At 63.2% G+C, this 15,115-nt stretch carries 14 protein-coding genes; 2 read left to right on the top strand and 12 right to left on the bottom strand.

The window, feature by feature from the left end; all coding sequences use genetic code 11:
• Positions 1 to 114: 114 nt before the first annotated feature.
• The 4 genes from OVA07_RS01580 to OVA07_RS01595 all read right to left on the bottom strand — a co-directional run bounded on the left by OVA07_RS01580 (position 115) and on the right by OVA07_RS01595 (position 4,414).
• Complete coding sequence (locus OVA07_RS01580) at positions 115 to 879, bottom strand: TIGR02186 family protein (RefSeq protein WP_268169721.1); 765 nt, start codon at positions 877 to 879, stop codon at positions 115 to 117.
• Positions 879 to 1,793, bottom strand: coding sequence for a sulfite exporter TauE/SafE family protein (locus tag OVA07_RS01585; protein ID WP_268172583.1), 915 nt, complete (start codon positions 1,791 to 1,793; stop codon positions 879 to 881). The genes OVA07_RS01580 and OVA07_RS01585 overlap by 1 nt, the downstream gene beginning before the upstream one ends.
• Before the next feature lie 84 nt (positions 1,794 to 1,877).
• The gene (locus OVA07_RS01590) at positions 1,878 to 2,957 is read right to left on the bottom strand and encodes a hypothetical protein (RefSeq protein ID WP_268169722.1); all 1,080 of its coding nucleotides are present in this window, start codon (positions 2,955 to 2,957) and stop codon (positions 1,878 to 1,880) included.
• On the bottom strand, positions 2,957 to 4,414 hold the full coding sequence (locus tag OVA07_RS01595) for a glycosyl transferase family protein (RefSeq protein WP_268172584.1): 1,458 nt from the start codon (positions 4,412 to 4,414) through the stop codon (positions 2,957 to 2,959). The genes OVA07_RS01590 and OVA07_RS01595 overlap by 1 nt, the downstream gene beginning before the upstream one ends.
• Before the next feature lie 101 nt (positions 4,415 to 4,515).
• On the opposite strand from OVA07_RS01595, the gene nhaA reads away from it, so the two are divergent.
• Positions 4,516 to 5,688 carry a Na+/H+ antiporter NhaA gene (gene nhaA, locus OVA07_RS01600; RefSeq protein ID WP_268169723.1) on the top strand — a complete coding sequence of 391 codons (1,173 nt, stop codon included), beginning with the start codon at positions 4,516 to 4,518 and terminating at the stop codon, positions 5,686 to 5,688.
• Positions 5,689 to 5,787: 99 nt separating this feature from the next.
• Positions 5,788 to 6,243, top strand: a complete 456-nt coding sequence (locus tag OVA07_RS01605) for a Dps family protein (protein ID WP_268169724.1) — start codon at positions 5,788 to 5,790, stop codon at positions 6,241 to 6,243.
• 17 nt (positions 6,244 to 6,260) lie between these two features.
• Here OVA07_RS01605 and gspN read toward each other — a convergent pair whose 3' ends face one another.
• Genes gspN through OVA07_RS01645 form a run of 8 tightly spaced genes read right to left on the bottom strand, consistent with a single transcriptional unit; the run spans position 6,261 to position 14,995 of the window.
• On the bottom strand, positions 6,261 to 6,992 hold the full coding sequence (gene gspN / locus OVA07_RS01610) for a type II secretion system protein N (RefSeq protein ID WP_268169725.1): 732 nt from the start codon (positions 6,990 to 6,992) through the stop codon (positions 6,261 to 6,263).
• Complete coding sequence (gspM, locus tag OVA07_RS01615) at positions 6,989 to 7,465, bottom strand: type II secretion system protein GspM (RefSeq protein ID WP_268169726.1); 477 nt, start codon at positions 7,463 to 7,465, stop codon at positions 6,989 to 6,991. Before gspM ends, gspN begins: the two co-directional genes overlap by 4 nt.
• A complete protein-coding gene (gspL, locus tag OVA07_RS01620) occupies positions 7,465 to 8,583 on the bottom strand; it encodes a type II secretion system protein GspL (RefSeq protein WP_268169727.1) in 1,119 nt (372 codons plus the stop codon). The genes gspM and gspL overlap by 1 nt, the downstream gene beginning before the upstream one ends.
• A 10-nt stretch (positions 8,584 to 8,593) precedes the next feature.
• Positions 8,594 to 9,061: a type II secretion system major pseudopilin GspG gene (gspG, locus tag OVA07_RS01625; RefSeq protein ID WP_268169728.1), complete on the bottom strand. Its 468-nt coding sequence runs from the start codon at positions 9,059 to 9,061 to the stop codon at positions 8,594 to 8,596.
• A 4-nt stretch (positions 9,062 to 9,065) separates the two neighbouring features.
• A complete protein-coding gene (gene gspF / locus OVA07_RS01630) occupies positions 9,066 to 10,295 on the bottom strand; it encodes a type II secretion system inner membrane protein GspF (protein WP_268169729.1) in 1,230 nt (409 codons plus the stop codon).
• Complete coding sequence (gene gspE, locus OVA07_RS01635) at positions 10,295 to 11,803, bottom strand: type II secretion system ATPase GspE (RefSeq protein WP_268172585.1); 1,509 nt, start codon at positions 11,801 to 11,803, stop codon at positions 10,295 to 10,297. Before gspE ends, gspF begins: the two co-directional genes overlap by 1 nt.
• A gap of 49 nt (positions 11,804 to 11,852) precedes the next feature.
• Positions 11,853 to 14,111 (bottom strand): type II secretion system secretin GspD, encoded by a 2,259-nt coding sequence (gspD, locus tag OVA07_RS01640; protein ID WP_268169730.1) that lies wholly within the window; start codon positions 14,109 to 14,111, stop codon positions 11,853 to 11,855.
• Positions 14,108 to 14,995, bottom strand: coding sequence for a type II secretion system protein N (locus OVA07_RS01645; protein WP_268169731.1), 888 nt, complete (start codon positions 14,993 to 14,995; stop codon positions 14,108 to 14,110). Before OVA07_RS01645 ends, gspD begins: the two co-directional genes overlap by 4 nt.
• Positions 14,996 to 15,115: the final 120 nt, after the last annotated feature.

Here is a 15,115-nt window from a genome sequence, read left to right on the forward strand (position 1 = left end):
AACCCCCTGGCCAACTTTCGGCGATTGCCATTGGCTAGGCAGGTTCGGTTAACATCGCCTAAATTCCATGCTGTATCGCAGCCTCCGACACTGCCAAAAGCCCCGCAAAACCGATCAAACCAGCGCGAACAGCCGGCCTGCAATCCAGCCCATGCCGACCGAAATCAACATGGCGAACAAGCCATACATCCAGCCATTCTCATCCGCCTGCACCGCCACGAAGCGTTCAAAGCCCTGCTTGCTGACATCCACCCGCGTGATCGCCGATGTCACCACCTTGCCGCCACGAATGGCAAAGGTTTCAGCAGTATAGGTACCAGTCTGCACGTTCGATGGAAGCCGGATGCGGGCCTGATAGAGCACCTGACCGCTGATCTTCACACCGCGCTCATCCTCGGCGTAAAGGCTTTGGCGGCGCATCAGATCGACCAGACCTGCAGAGAACCGCCGCTGCTCTGCCGGTTCGATCACGCCAATGGGAGAAAGTTGTAGCCATTTCAGACCAAGTTCGTAAATCGCAGCAGTCTTGTCATCCACGATCTTTGCCACCGGGCGCGACGAGGCAACTGCAAAGAAGCTGGGGGCGGAGCGGAATTCCGTAGAATCGGCATTGATCCACATGCCTGCGATCTTCTGCTTTTCGCGCAGCACGATAGATTGCACCGGCCCTTCCAGCACCACAACGATATCGTAATCCTGCGCCGCACGGCTGCCTTCGGGGCTGAGGATCGCGCCAAACAGCAACAGGTCTGCGCCGGTGAAGCCCTGCCGCACCTGCACGTCATGCTGCGAAATTTCAGGCACCAGAATGGGATCGCGCGCGCCCAGCAGCAGCGTGCAGGCCAGCAGCGTCAGAAGACGCTTTGCGCCCACCGGCATCACAACGGAACCACCGTATAGATTTCGTCCGGGCGATAACCCAGCCCCAGTGCCATGCGCAGCGCCACCAGCAGGACGATCACCGCCAGAATCAGGCGTAAATGTTCAGGCTTGGCCTTTTGCGCAAACTGCGCGCCAACCTGTGCCCCCGTAACCGACCCGAACAGCAGAAGGACCGCCAGCACGATGTCCACCGCGCGCGTAGTGAGCGCATGCATCATGGTGGTTGCCATGGTGACGAACAGGATCTGGAACAGCGAGGTGCCAACAACCACGTTCACGCCCATGCCCAGAATATAGAGCATGGCAGGAACAAGAATAAACCCGCCGCCAATGCCCATCAGCATGGTCAGAATACCAGTGGCCATGCCCAGCAACAGCGGGGCCAGCGGCGAAATATACAGCCCTGAGCGATAGAACCGCCAGCGCAGCGGCAGGCTGGCCACCAGCGGATGATGACGCCGTTTGCGCGCAGGCACCGGAATGCCGGATTTCTGAGCGCGCAGCGTGGTCAGGCTTTCATGCGCCATCAGCCCACCGATGCCGCCCAGCAGCAGTACGTAAAGCACGTTGATGACCGTATCGATCTGCCCCAGCGATTCGAGCAGGCGAAACAGCAGCGAGCCAAGCCCGGTGCCGATCATCCCGCCCGCCACCAGCACCGCGCCGATGTGATAATCGATCCCGCCGCGCCGGGCATGGGTGAATGCACCCGAAACGCTGGCCCCGGTCACCTGACTGGCGGCAGAAGCGGCGGCGACGGTGGGAGGCACGCCATAGAAAATCAGCAGGGGCGTGGTCAGAAATCCGCCGCCAACGCCGAACATCCCCGAAAGCAGCCCGGTAAGCGCGCCCAGACCGACGATCACAAGTCCGTTGACCGAAAGGTTCGCGATGGGAAGATAGACGTCCATTGCCGAACCGACGCTAGGCCCGCCAGCGGCAGCCAGCAACCCCGCCAAAGCCATTGGCCACGAAAAAGCTGTGGCGGATTGGTTTTAGAACGAAGACGCCAGCGTCAACGCAGGCCCTGATGCCGGACGAGCATTCCCTGCGACGCGCACCCGCCAATCAAGAGCCAGCCGGGCAGGAGCATCATCCCCAACATCCAGACGGACCGACACGCGCGGCCCCACGTCCAGCCGCACCGCATCGCGTTGCCCGCCTGCCCATATGCCGACGCCTGCGCGCAAGTCGGAAGAGGGGGGGATAATGTCAGGCAACGGACGATCGGCCACGGCCTGAACATCGAAGAACGCCGTGGCGGCCTGCCCCGCAGCATATCCTGCCTGACCATAGATTTCGCCCCTGAAACCCATGGGCAGAGTTTGCCACGGCAGTTCGGTAAATACCGTCGCCACCGGCCGGATACGGGCGGGACCAGTGGCAGAATCCTGCAGCCGGGCTTCGGCCAGCACCCGCAGCGGCCAGCGCTCCACCGGACGCACGCCAAACCCCACTGCCACGTCACGGTCCCTGCCCGGCGCATTGATCGCCAGCGAACCGCGCAGATAGGCAAACGGCGCGGTGGTATCGCCCCGTCCCAGCCGGAAGCGCGCGACCGCACCTGCCTGACTTGCGCCATAAGCTACCTGCCCCGGAGCCTGTACCGCAATGCCGCTTTCGCCGCGCAACAGCAGCCAAACGTCAAAACTCCAGCGTGAAACATCTTGTGCAGGCTGCGCCGAACGCATGCGCCGCGCCGCGCCGAACGCGGTGCTGGCGGCCGGAGCAGCACGTTGGCGCCCGCGTGCCGATGCCAGCATAACGTGCTCAGGCGATGGCCCCGCCAGCAAGCGAAACGCATCATGTCCTGTCTTTTGCAGGCCTATTGCTTGCGGCGGACCGATTGGCCAGGCGCGCGCGCCCGCCGCCTTCGCGCTGCGACGCGACAGTAGGCCTTCTTGCGCTGCGTGATGTGCCAGAAAAGGGCGCTGCGGCACCACCTGCGCAAAGCCAGCCGAATGTTCCGCAACCGGCGCTGCAAATGGCGATGTCCACAAGGCAGCGCGTGCCAGCACCCACCCGCCGACCAGCGCCAGCAAAACCAGCACGGGCTGTCCGCGCCGTGAAGACATCAGACCTGCGCCAGAACCGCAGGCACCACTTCAGCGGAGGGCTGGCACCGTTCCGCAGAATGAGCATTGGCAGGATGCGCCAGATGGACGGTGTGGTCCCACTGCACCCGCCCGCCCAGCAGCACCCGCACATAGGCGGCCAGCGCCCGACGCCCCGCGATGATGGTTATGACATTACCGACGGGAAACCGCAGGATCGCCCGCACACCTTCAAGCCAGCCATATTCCGCCCCGGTTACCATCGCACGCATCGCCAGACGCCACACGAAGCTGCCAAGATTGAACACCAGCAGCGCCTCTATCACCGGATCAGGCGGCAGCGGTGCAATCAGCGCGCTGGTTTCGGCAAGGCGCACCACCGGCCAGATCAGCACCATGATATAGGCCGAAGCCAGCACCAGAGCGAGCAACGGCCCGCGCCGGTCACGCAGCCGCATCCACAGATCGCACAGACGCAGGTTCCACCCCAGACGGTCCCAGCCCTGAAAGGCAATGCCATGAACCCAGCGGGTTTTCTGGCGAACCGATGTGGCCAATGTGGCCAATGTGGCCGGAAAGAATTCGCGCGTGGCGATCAACTTGCCGTCGTCATCGCGCATCCGCAGGAAGGCGGATTTCCCGCCGGTTTCGCTGACCAGCAGGCCGCATTCGTAATCTTCGGTCAGGCATTCAGCAGCAAAGGGATCAGCCCCGCCGCGTTGCGCGATGATCCGGTCAATCGCACCGCGCGAAAATGCGCAGCCGACGCCGGCGGACGGCAGGCCAGCGCCAATCGCATCGCGCACAACCATGTCACGCGCGTGGGCTTCGGCAAATTCATCGCAATAATGCCCCGCAATCCATGGCGATTTGGCCTGCGGTTCGGGACGGACAGGCAATTGCACGAAATCCACATGCGACAACGCCCGGTCCATCAACGACAGCGCAGCAGGGTGAACCATGTCTTCGGCATCATGCAGGATCAGCGCCCGGGCGCGCCATGCCCCGCGCCGTTCATCATCACACATCGCGCGATACAGCCGGTTCAGACAGTCGGCCTTGGTCGTCGGGCCATCACGGTCATGCACCACCACGCGCAGGCGCGGATCGCTGCCCAGTGCGGTCAGCACCGTCAGCGTTTCATGGTCGTTGCGGTAACAGCCGACATAGATGCGCAAGGCCTGCTGCGGCCAGACACGCAGACAGTGCGAAACCATCGCGCCAATTACGGCCGATTCGCGCCAGGCAGGCACCAGCACGGCAGAAATGCCCTGCAGTTCGGCGCTTGGATCATGGGCACCGCCTGCATGATGGGAAAGGCGCAGTGTACGAGCGCGCCCGGTCAGCCGCAGCCACACCCATGTTGCATCGACCGCCAGTTCATCGACCGCGCCAATGGCAAACCAGATGGCTGCAAACAACAGCAGTTCATGCTCCAGAATGGCGAGCCACTGAAACGCCGAATAGGACGGCCACATGGGCAAGACCATTCCCCGGTTTGACGTGCGCGATCCCCTTCGGCACAGAACATGTGGTATGCCTGCTGAACCGCATTCGTGAACCGGGGATTGATACGAAAATGGCGCAATCGCATGGAATAAAAGGCTTCTGGCAACGGCTTTCACACAATGAAGCCGCGCCCGGCCTCGTCCTGATGGCTTGCGCGGCCATTGCGCTGATCCTTGCCAACTCTCCCTTGGCTGCGGGCTGGCATGGATTGTTCCATCACGAACTGGGGTGGACGCCTGTCGCCAAGCTCAACACCGCGCACCTGTGGATCAATGATGCCCTGATGGCGGTGTTCTTTTTCGTTGTCGGGCTTGAGATCAAGCGTGAAGTGCTGGCGGGCGAGCTTTCAGATGCGCGGCGGCGGCGCTTGCCGGTAATTGCGGCACTGGCGGGCATGGCGGTTCCGGCGATGGTCTATCTGGCGGTAACCGCGGGCGACCCTGCGCTGCACCGGGGCTGGGCCATTCCGTCAGCCACCGACATCGCCTTTGCCATCGGCGTGCTGGCGCTGGCAGGGAAAGGCCTGCCCCCTTCATTGCGCCTGTTCCTGCTGACCGTGGCCATCGTGGATGATCTGGGCGCGGTCATGGTCATCGCCTTTTTTTACACCAGCGGGTTGAAGCTTGCGTGGCTGGGGGCAAGCGCACTGATCCTTGGCGTACTGGCGCTGGTCAACCGCATGGGCGTGCGGGCGTTGACGCCTTATATCATCGGAGCCATCGCGCTATGGTATGCCGTGCTGCATTCAGGCGTTCATGCCACTATTGCGGGTGTGCTCGCGGCGCTGACCGTGCCGCTGGCGCTGAACCGCCAACATGACAGCCCGCTACTGCGGCTGGAACACGCACTGGTCGCACCCAATGGCTTCATCATCGTGCCGCTGTTCGGGCTTGCCAATGCCGGGGTGGAACTTGGCGCGATGGCGGGCGGATCGGCGGCGCTGCCGCTTGGGATCGCGCTGGGGCTGCTGGTCGGCAAACAGGTGGGGATTCTGGGCAGTATCCTGCTGGCCGAAAAACTGGGCATCGCGCCCCGACCGGAACAGACCACGCTGCGTCAGCTTTGGGGCCTGTCGCTGCTGTGCGGGATCGGCTTTACCATGAGCCTGTTCATCGCAGGGCTGGCGTTTCCGGCATCGCCCCTTCTGGTCGAGGAAGCGAAGCTGGGCATTCTGGCCGGATCGATCCTGTCAGCCATATTCGGCATGATCCTGCTGCGTGGCGGCAGGACCGCGCCTGAATAATCGCCTTGATCGATCAATCTGGCCACAAAGCATCGTGAAACCTTTCAGGCTCTGCGGCGTATAACCGGCACATCAATCCGGCCTTGAAAGGGGAACACAATGCCCGGCGACAACGCAAAGAAAGCGCTGAACGACAGTCTGAACGGCCTGCTGGCCGATTATTTCACGCTCTACATGAAGACCAAGAATTATCACTGGCACGTTGCCGGGCCGCATTTCCGCAGTCTGCACCTGCTGTTCGATGAACAAGCGACCGAACTGTTCGGCCTGACCGACATCATCGCAGAACGTGTACGCAAGAACGGCGGCGATACGCTGACCTCCATCGCCAGCATCGCCGACAAGACTTCACTGAAGGACGACAAGCGTTCGAAGCTGGATGCGATGGACATGGTCAAGGCACTGCACGATGACAACATGGCGCTGGTCAAGGCGATCCGTGCGGTCAAGGACGCAGCGACGGAAGCGGGCGACAACGCCACCGAAGGCATGGCCGACGACTGGACCGATCAGGCCGAAACCCGCGCATGGTTCCTGCGCGAGCTTCTGGCCTAAGCCTCGGAACAAACCGATCAAAACACGCCGCTCGTCCCGATACCGATCCCGCCGGGACGGGCGGCAAAGCCTGATTGCAGCAAGGGCGCGCTGACTTCAGGCGGCAGACCGGACAAGGCAAGGTCTGCCTGCCAGCGCCCATCACCGCCCACGCGCAGGGTCAAAGTCTCCATGCCGCCTGCGCTGCGCATCGGCACCACCAGTTTGCCATTTTCGCAGCGCGCCTTGCCAGACAAAGCGATGGCATCGGGCAATAACGGCCCCAGTGAAGCCAGCGTCAGTTTTACCGTGCCGTCCACCTCAGCACATTGGCCAGCGCTGAACCGCATTGAAAAACCGTCGAAACCCAGCGAGGTAATGGGCAAATCACCCAAACCGTCGGGCAGTGGCAGAACACCGCTGACGCTTGACAGCCCAGTGCCGCCAACGCCTGCATAGGCTTTGCCCGCGAACGGCGCTGGCCCTGCGCGCTCGACCGATAACTGCCCGCGCCCAATCATCAGCGGCAGGACGTCAAGCCCGGCAGACACCGTGCCAACGGGCAATGGTCCCACGCGCAAGTCAGCGATCCGCCCGCTCCACACCGCGCCTTCAACGCTGCGCGCAGTGACCGCCGCTGGTGCAATCCAGCCCAGCACCAACCGCAACGGCAAAAGCACGATCAACGCCAGCAACAGAAGTCCGGCCAACACCAGTTTCCCGCGCCGCCCCAGCGCCTTGTCGCGCACGAAGATGAACCGGCCAATCACGATCCGCTCCGCCGCAAGGTGACATTGATCGAAACGCTGCCATCGGGCGCCGGGGTCATTGTCAATTGTTCAACTGCCAGCCCTTGCGTCGCCAGACCATCAAGCCACGCCAATGCCGCCGATGGGCGCGCGGTGGGGATAATCAACGCCGCCATGTCCGATCCGCGCCGCTGGTTTGACTGGACGACGAAGCCAGCTTCTTGCGCGCTGGCCCCGGCCACTTGTTCCACCGGCCCGCCCAGCGCGGCTTTGGGAGCGGGAGGCGCGGTTTTGAGAATTCGCACCTGCGCTGCTATCCGGCCCGCGCGTTCCGTGGCGATGCGGTGCCGCGTTGCGGCTTCATCCAATGCGCTGCCAAGCGGCAGTATGATGCCATAGACCAGAACCACGAGCGCAGTGATCCCGCATGCAATGCCAACCAGCGCCTTTTCGCGCCCGGTCAGTCCGCCAAACCATGTACCAAGTTGCCCCATCACGGCGCCCTCAACGTAATCGCGGCCACAGTGGCACCGGTGGGATCAGGGGCGAGTGCAGGCGGCACGGTCACTTTCCAGCCTTCATTCTGCAGCGCAATCAACACCGCGTTGACATCTTCGGCACGCGGCGCGGCGGCGGTGAAACGCAGTGTACCATCGGCGCTATAACCCATATCGCGCAGTTTCACCGCAGGCACAGGGCGCACCGCATCCAGCAAGGCAGCAGCGGGGGCGGCAAAGCTTGCCCCGCCTTGCCCGCGCTTGACCAGTTCAGCATTCAGCATCCGCTCAGCGCCATCAAGGTCAGTGGCAGCAGGGAAACGCGCTTGTACCAATTCCAGCGCCTGCGCTTCCTGCGCGGAACTGTCCATGTTCCACCTCACGATCCACGCGACCATTACCAGCAGCGCCAGCAGGGCCGCCGTGGCCGCCATGCGTCCCAGCCCCAACCAGTCTGCCGTCAGGAAAACCGAAACCCGGCGCGGCGCATAAATACCCTGCCGCAGATTCAGCGGCGGCGCGGCATGAACAGCGCCCAGCCGCTGCACCAACATGCCTTCGTCCAGCGCAACCTGATCGAGACTAACGGCCAGCGCATCAACCAGTGCAGCTTCGCCTGTAAAGGCGGCTTGCGGCGTGCGGGCCAGGAGTTGACCCCCACAATTGCCCAGCACCAGCGCCCCGTCGCCACGCGGCAACAGCAATGCTGCCGGAACCAGCGCCGCAGGATCAAGCCCGACTTGCGCAAGTTCGGCCAACCAGCCGTCCATGTCGGCAGCGGCAAGGCTGCATGACAGCAACCGCCCTTCATGCGCGGCCACCGCCAGATGGCGCTGCGCCACAAGGCCTGACTGCGCCAACGCCAACCGCTCCGCCGCCAGCGCTTGCGCCACCGGAATATCGGGCAGCGGCTTGTCGATAACAGGCGCAGCAGTGGCGGGCACCAACACGATCACAGGCCCCGCATCACCCCACGGCACGGTTTCGGTGGCAGGATCAAAGGCATGATCGCGCCCGACGCCAGCCTCTCCCACACGCCACCAGTACCATGGCTGGCCCGGCGTTTCAGGCAGAAGGACGATCAGACCGTCGGCAGAAGATTGGGGTGCGCGCATCGTTACGCGATCAGTTCTGTCCGGCGTAGATATCGGCGTTCAGATCACTGCCACCGGGCTGGCCATCGGCCCCCAGCGAGAAGATTTCGAACGGCTTACCATCGCGGCCCGGCGTCTGATATTGATAGGGATGGCCCCAAGGGTCTGTCGGCACATCCTTCACATAGCCGCCCGAACGATAGTTTTGCGGCATCGAAAGGTTGGCAGGCGGGGTCTTCAGCGCGGACAACCCTTCGGACAGGCCGGGATAGCTGGCCATATCCAGCCGATACATTTCCATGCCCTGTTCCAGCGTGGCAATGTCGCTGCGTGCCTTGACCACCATGGCCTTGTCCTGGCTGGGCAGGACGTTGATGAGCACCACCGTTGCCAGCAGGCCGATGATGAAAATAACCACCATCAGTTCGACAAGGCTGAAGCCGTTGCGGCGGCGTTCTTCTTCGGCCTTGGGAGTTTCGATCGGCGTTTCGTCGGTCATGGGATTACAGTCCGGTCAGGTTCTGAAGCTGCAGGATGGGCAGCAGGATGGCGAGGATGATGAGCGCAACTGCCGTGCCCATCACGACGATGATCGCCGGTTCGAGCAAGGCCATGGCCGCAGCGGTGAAGGCTTCAAATTCGCGCTCAAGATAATCGGCAGCGCGTTCCAGCATGGCACCAAGCTGGCCCGCCGCCTCGCCACTGGCGGCAAGATAGACCAGCAGCGGCGGAAACGTGCCTGCTTCGCGCAGCGACGTTGACAGCGAACCACCCGCGCGCACCTTTTCGCTGATCCCGGCCAGCGCGTTTGCCTGCACTGCATTGGAAACGGTGCGCGTGGCAAGGCGCAGGCCATCGACCAGCGGCAGGCGTGCTTCGATCATGGTCGCCAATGTCCGGGCCAGTGCCGCTGCATGAACATCGCGGATCAGCTTGCCGATGAAGGGCAGGCGCAACAAGAAACCATCGAAACGCAGCTTGAATGCAGGTTGGCGCAAGGCGCGGATGAAACCGGCAATCGCCAGTGCTAGCAAGGCCAGCAGCGCCCACCACCATGTGCTGAGAAACTGCGAAATGCCGATGACCACGCGGGTCAGCATCGGCAATTGCCTGCTGGCATTGTCGAACTGTTCGACCACGCGCGGCACGACTGACACCATCAGGCCGATCACCACCGCAATGGCCACCAGCGACAGCACGATGGGATAGGCCAACGCGGCAATGATCTTGCCGCGCACTTGCGCCTGACGCTCCAGCATGTCGGCCAGACGGTTGGCGATGGCGGGCAGACTGCCTGAATTTTCGCCTGCCGCGATCATCGCGCGGAAGATCGGCGGAAAGCTGGGTTCTTCACGGCGCATCGCTTCAGCCAGCGGCAGGCCTTCGACGATCCCGGCATGAACATTGGTCAAAATGGCCTGCGCCTTGGGCTTTTCGGTTTGCCGCGCGATGGTGCGCAGCGTTTCCTCAAGCGGGCTGACCACCATCAGCGATGCAAGCTGGCGGGTAAAAAGGGCAAGCTGCTTGGCCGAAAGTTTCGGCGCGAACAGGGCAATGCCGCTGGTGCTGCTGGCCGCATTACGGGAAGAAACGGCGGCATCAGGATTGATGCTGACCACCAGCCATTGCCTTGCGACCAGCTTATCACGCGCGGCAGCATCGGTCGCGGCTTCTATCGCGCCGCGCCGTTCGGTGCCTTTGGGGTCAATCGCGTGATAGGCGAATCGCGCCATCAGTCCCCATCCCGGCGCATGATCCGTGCGGCCTCTTCAGGGCTGGTCACGCCATCCTTCACCATGCGGCGCACAGCCTTGGCCAGTGTGGGTGAATCGGCAAAGGCGTGGCGAGCAATGGCCGTTTCATCGGCATTATCGTGGATCATCTGGCGCACACGATCATCCACGCGCAGCGCTTCATACACGCCGATGCGGCCCTGATATCCAGTCTGACCACATTCACCGCATCCGCGCGCGGCATGGACAGGGCGGCCTGCCTTCATACCCAGAACATCGGCCATACCCGAATCCAGCGCGCGCTCTTCACGGCAATGCGGGCACAGACGGCGGACAAGGCGCTGGGCGATGACCGCGCGCAAGGTGGAGGCCAGCAGGAAGGGCTCCACCCCCATGTCGCGCATACGGGTGATCGCGCCAGCTGCATCGTTGGTATGTACGGTGGAAAGCACAAGATGCCCGGTAAGCGATGCCTGCACCGCAATATCAGCGGTTTCACGGTCACGAATTTCGCCCACCATCACCACGTCGGGGTCTTGCCGAAGAATCGCGCGCAGGCCCGCAGCGAACGTCAGGCCAACCTTGGAGTTCACCTGCGTCTGGCCCACGCCATCCACAGCGTATTCCACAGGGTCTTCCACAGTCAGGATATTGCGCGCGCCGTCGTTCAATCCGCGCAGCGCGGCATAAAGCGTGGTGGTCTTGCCCGAACCTGTAGGACCGGTGACAAGCACGATGCCGTTGGGTTCGGCCAGCGCACGGCGCAAGGTATCCTCGGCCTTGGCATCCAGACCAAGGCGCGCCAGATCAAGCCCGGCGTTTTCTTTGTCCAGCAGGCGCATCACCACCCGTTCGCCCGCGCGGTTGGGCAGGGTGGAAACGCGCACGTCCACCAGCCTGCCCCCAAGGCTGAGCGAAATGCGCCCGTCCTGCGGCACGCGGCGTTCGGCAATGTCCAGCCGCGCCATAACCTTGATGCGGCTGACCAGCACCGGCGCGACATGCGGCGGCATGCGCAGCTTTTCGGTCAGCACGCCATCGACACGCATCCGCACCACCAGCGCGGTTTCATACGGTTCTACGTGGATGTCCGACACGCCTTGACGCAGGCTTTCGGCAATCAGCCCGTTGATGAGACGAATAGCCGGAGCATCGTCGGCGCTGTCAAGCAGGTCTTCGGCGCTGGGCAGGCCAAGGGCCAGCGGATCAAGCCCGTCGCCTGCAATGCCCATATCGCCCACTACGCTCGCCGCGCCGTCCATAGCGTAGGCTTCCGCCAGAAGCTTTTCGAAGTCGCCCGTGTTCACTTTGCGGACGGTCAGCACACGGCCAAGTGCGCGGCGAACCTCAAGCAGGGCCAGCGGATCGCTGCCTTCGCGCAGAGCCACGCCGATTTCGGCCTGATCCGCTCTTTCCACCAAGACCCCACGATCACGCGCAAAGGCATAGGGGATGGAGGGTGCAGGTTCAGACACGGCGACTGTCACCGCATCGACCAGCGGTGCCATGCCATCATCTTGAGCGGTACCATCAAGAGCGCTGTCGGCGTCCATCGGATCAGTTCTGCGCGGTGCTGGGCGGCAATTCCGCCTGATCGAGCGGGCCGGTGGAGGTGGCACGCGGGTGGATCAGCGTGTCGCCCGTGCCGACAGCGGCCACTTGCGCCGATGGAGCAATGGGCAGGGCCGCCCCCATGTAATCGACGATCAGATCATCGATGCTGGGTTCGGCCTTGGGATCAAACCGCACCTGTTCCTTGCGGACAATGCCGTAGCGGCGCGCGGCAAGCTTCTGCCGGTCAGACGCATTGCGCAGGATAGTGGGGCGGATGAACACCATCAGGTTGGTCTTCACCCGGCTGCGCGCGCGCGATTTGAACACTTCGCCCAGCACCGGGATATCGCCCAGAAACGGCACCTTTTGCAGCGTGCGCTGTTCGTTGTCGTCCAGCAGCCCGCCCAGCGCGACGATTTCACGATCACCCACGGTCACGGTGGTCTTGATTTCGCGCTTGTTGACGATCAATTCGTCAGACTTGCTGGACACCGTGCCTGCGATCGAGCTGACTTCCTGCCGCAAGTCCAGCCGGATCATGTTGCCCGCATTGATCTGCGGGGTCACGTCAAGTTCGATGCCGACGTTCTGACGCTGGATCGTGCGGAAGGTGTCGTTGAAATTTCCGCCCGAAAGCGCCTGCCCGGTGGACACCGGAATTTCCTGCCCGAACAGGATGGATGCTGGCACATTGTTGTTGGTGGTGATGTGCGGCGTGGACAGGATGTTCGAATTCTTGTCCGACTGCACGGCGTTGATCAACGCGCCCAGATACGTGCCGCCGCCAAGATCGGTCAGAAAGCCCGAATAGCCCCCGCGCGCCGCCAGCACCTTGCTCGCCGCGTTTTCGCGCAGCAGATCGCCCGCAGCGCTGTTGGTTGACGTGGTAACCGTATCACCACTGATGACCGTGGTGGTCTGGTTCAACTGATCGGCCAGCAACCCGCCTGCGATATCGATGATATTGGGCGATGAATTGGAGAAATTGGTCACGGTGAAAGGCATATTTTCACCGCCGAACAGCATCTGCACACCCAGTTCGCGCGCGACGTTGTTCGAAATTTCCACGATGATCGCTTCGACCAGCACCTGTTCCTGCGGAATGTCGAGCTGGCGAATCACTTCTGTAATACGGCGCTGTTCATCCGCAGGAGCCGCCACGATGATGGCATTGGCGCCCGGATAGCGCGTTATCGTGGCCGTACCGCGCCCGTTGGCCAGCTTGATCGGGCCGTTGCCAAGCCCGCCCGACGTTGCGCCGATAGGGCTGGTTGACGTGCCCGAACCTGCGCCCGCGCCTGTTGCGCCGCCCGTGCTGCCCTGCGCGCCTGCCGTTGAGGAAGCGCTGCCGCCTACACCACCCAGCGAAACCGGTGCGGCGCTGGCCGAGGTGACTTCGCCACCACCCTGCCCGCCGACCAGCCGTTCCAGCACCGGCACCAGTGCGGCAGAATCCGCATAGTCCAGCCACACGACCTTGATTTCGCCGCCCTGCGCCGCCTTGGCATCAAGCTGGCGCGCCATTGCAGCCAGTTTGGCCAGCGTGGCAGGTTCACCGCGCATCAGCACGGCATTGGCGCTGTCCACCGCCACAACCGTTGCCAGTGCCCGCGCGCCTTCACCGCCCGAAGGCACAAGCTGCGTCAGCGCATTGGCAATTTCGCGCGCGCCGGCATGGTCAAGCATCACCGTTTGCGTGGCGGCATTGTCGCGGTCAATATCGGCCAGCAGCGCGCGGATGCGGCGCATGTTGTCGGCATAATCGACCACGACCAGCGAATTGCCCGCCTTGTTCGCGGTGATTGCGCCTTCCTTGCTGATCAGCGGGCGCAGCGTTTCCACTGCCTGCGCCGCATCAACCGCGCGCAGGCGGATCACTTCTGTCACCATCTGGCTTTGTGCTGCACCGCGGCTGCCGATGCGCGTGGGATTGGTGGCTGCGCCTTCAGCCGGCTGGATGCGAAACGCGCCATTGCCAGTGGGCACGGCGACAAGACCGTTGGCGCGCAAGGTCGACAGGAACACCTCGAAGTATTCCGACCGGCTGAGCGCCCGGTCGGATACGACGCTGATCTTGGTCTGGACCCGGCTGTCGACAATGAACGTCCGCCCGGTCACTTCCGCGGCATCGGCCACGAATGCCCGGATATCGGCATCGCGCACGTTCAGCGTATATTGCCCCAGCGCGGCCTGTGGCGTTGCAAGGGCGAGAGCGGCGGCGCCAAGAAGCAGCCGGGGGGAAAACAGCGAGCGCAGGGTCATGGGGCCAATGTTATCGCAAGAGGAAGCTGGCGATCACCGCGTTTCACGGTAACCGCAATCGAAGCGCCGGGACGCAGTGCCCCGGCAAGCGCAGCAGCATCGCCCGGTCCGTTGACCGGCTTGCCATCCACCGCCGTAATCACATCGCCGGGCTGAAACCCGGCGGCGCGGAACGTCGCGCCATCGCCCGCCGACAGCACTTCAAGGCCAACCACTTTGCCGCCTTCTGCGCGCGGGCCAAAGTTCACGCCCCGGCGCAGACCATCAACGCTGACCGCGCCCGAATTGCCACCTGCAGGCCCAGCGCCTGAAGGCCCTGAAGCTCCCGGCGGCGGCGCAACAGGATTGGCCGCCACCACGCCCTGCGCGCTAGGCGCTGGGCCGGATTGATCGATATACAGCAGTTCGCGCGCGCCATTGTGCGACAGTTCTACATGATCGAATGCCACGGCGGCCAGCGTAACGCCCGGCTGCACTTCAGCCCCAGTGCGATAGACCTGCTGCACCCCGTCGCCCCCTGCGATGATCGCAGTGCCACCACCACCCGGCGTTGACCGCGTGGCATAAAGAGTCAGCGCAAGCGAAGTGACAGCACCAGCCTGCGCCGGACCATTGGCAGAAACGGGCGTGCGGTTGAACGGATCGATGCTGGCGAACAGGGCTGCGCGCGCCGTGGCAGACATTGTGCGCACGCCTGCGGGTTGCCACGCACCCAAAGGAGACACGGGGGCCACCAGCGCCCAGACCAGCGCCGCGCCTAGAAAGGCAATCAGCAAGGCCAGCACCCACCACAGCACATCGTGCAATGGCGGCAGCGACAGCGAGCGCACGCCCAGCTGCCCTCCATTGAACTGTCGGCCCAGCTTGAACTCCCCGAATCTCACCAGTGCCCTACCCTCCACGACAGCAGGCATACCCTGCCCGTGCCGATTCACAAACGCCCGGCAACTCAAGATCCTGCACACCCCAAGCAGTCATTTGCTACGGTGGTGTGACAGTCTGTT

This window comes from Novosphingobium sp. SL115 (genome assembly GCF_026672515.1).
Classification (GTDB): Bacteria; Pseudomonadota; Alphaproteobacteria; order Sphingomonadales; family Sphingomonadaceae; genus Novosphingobium.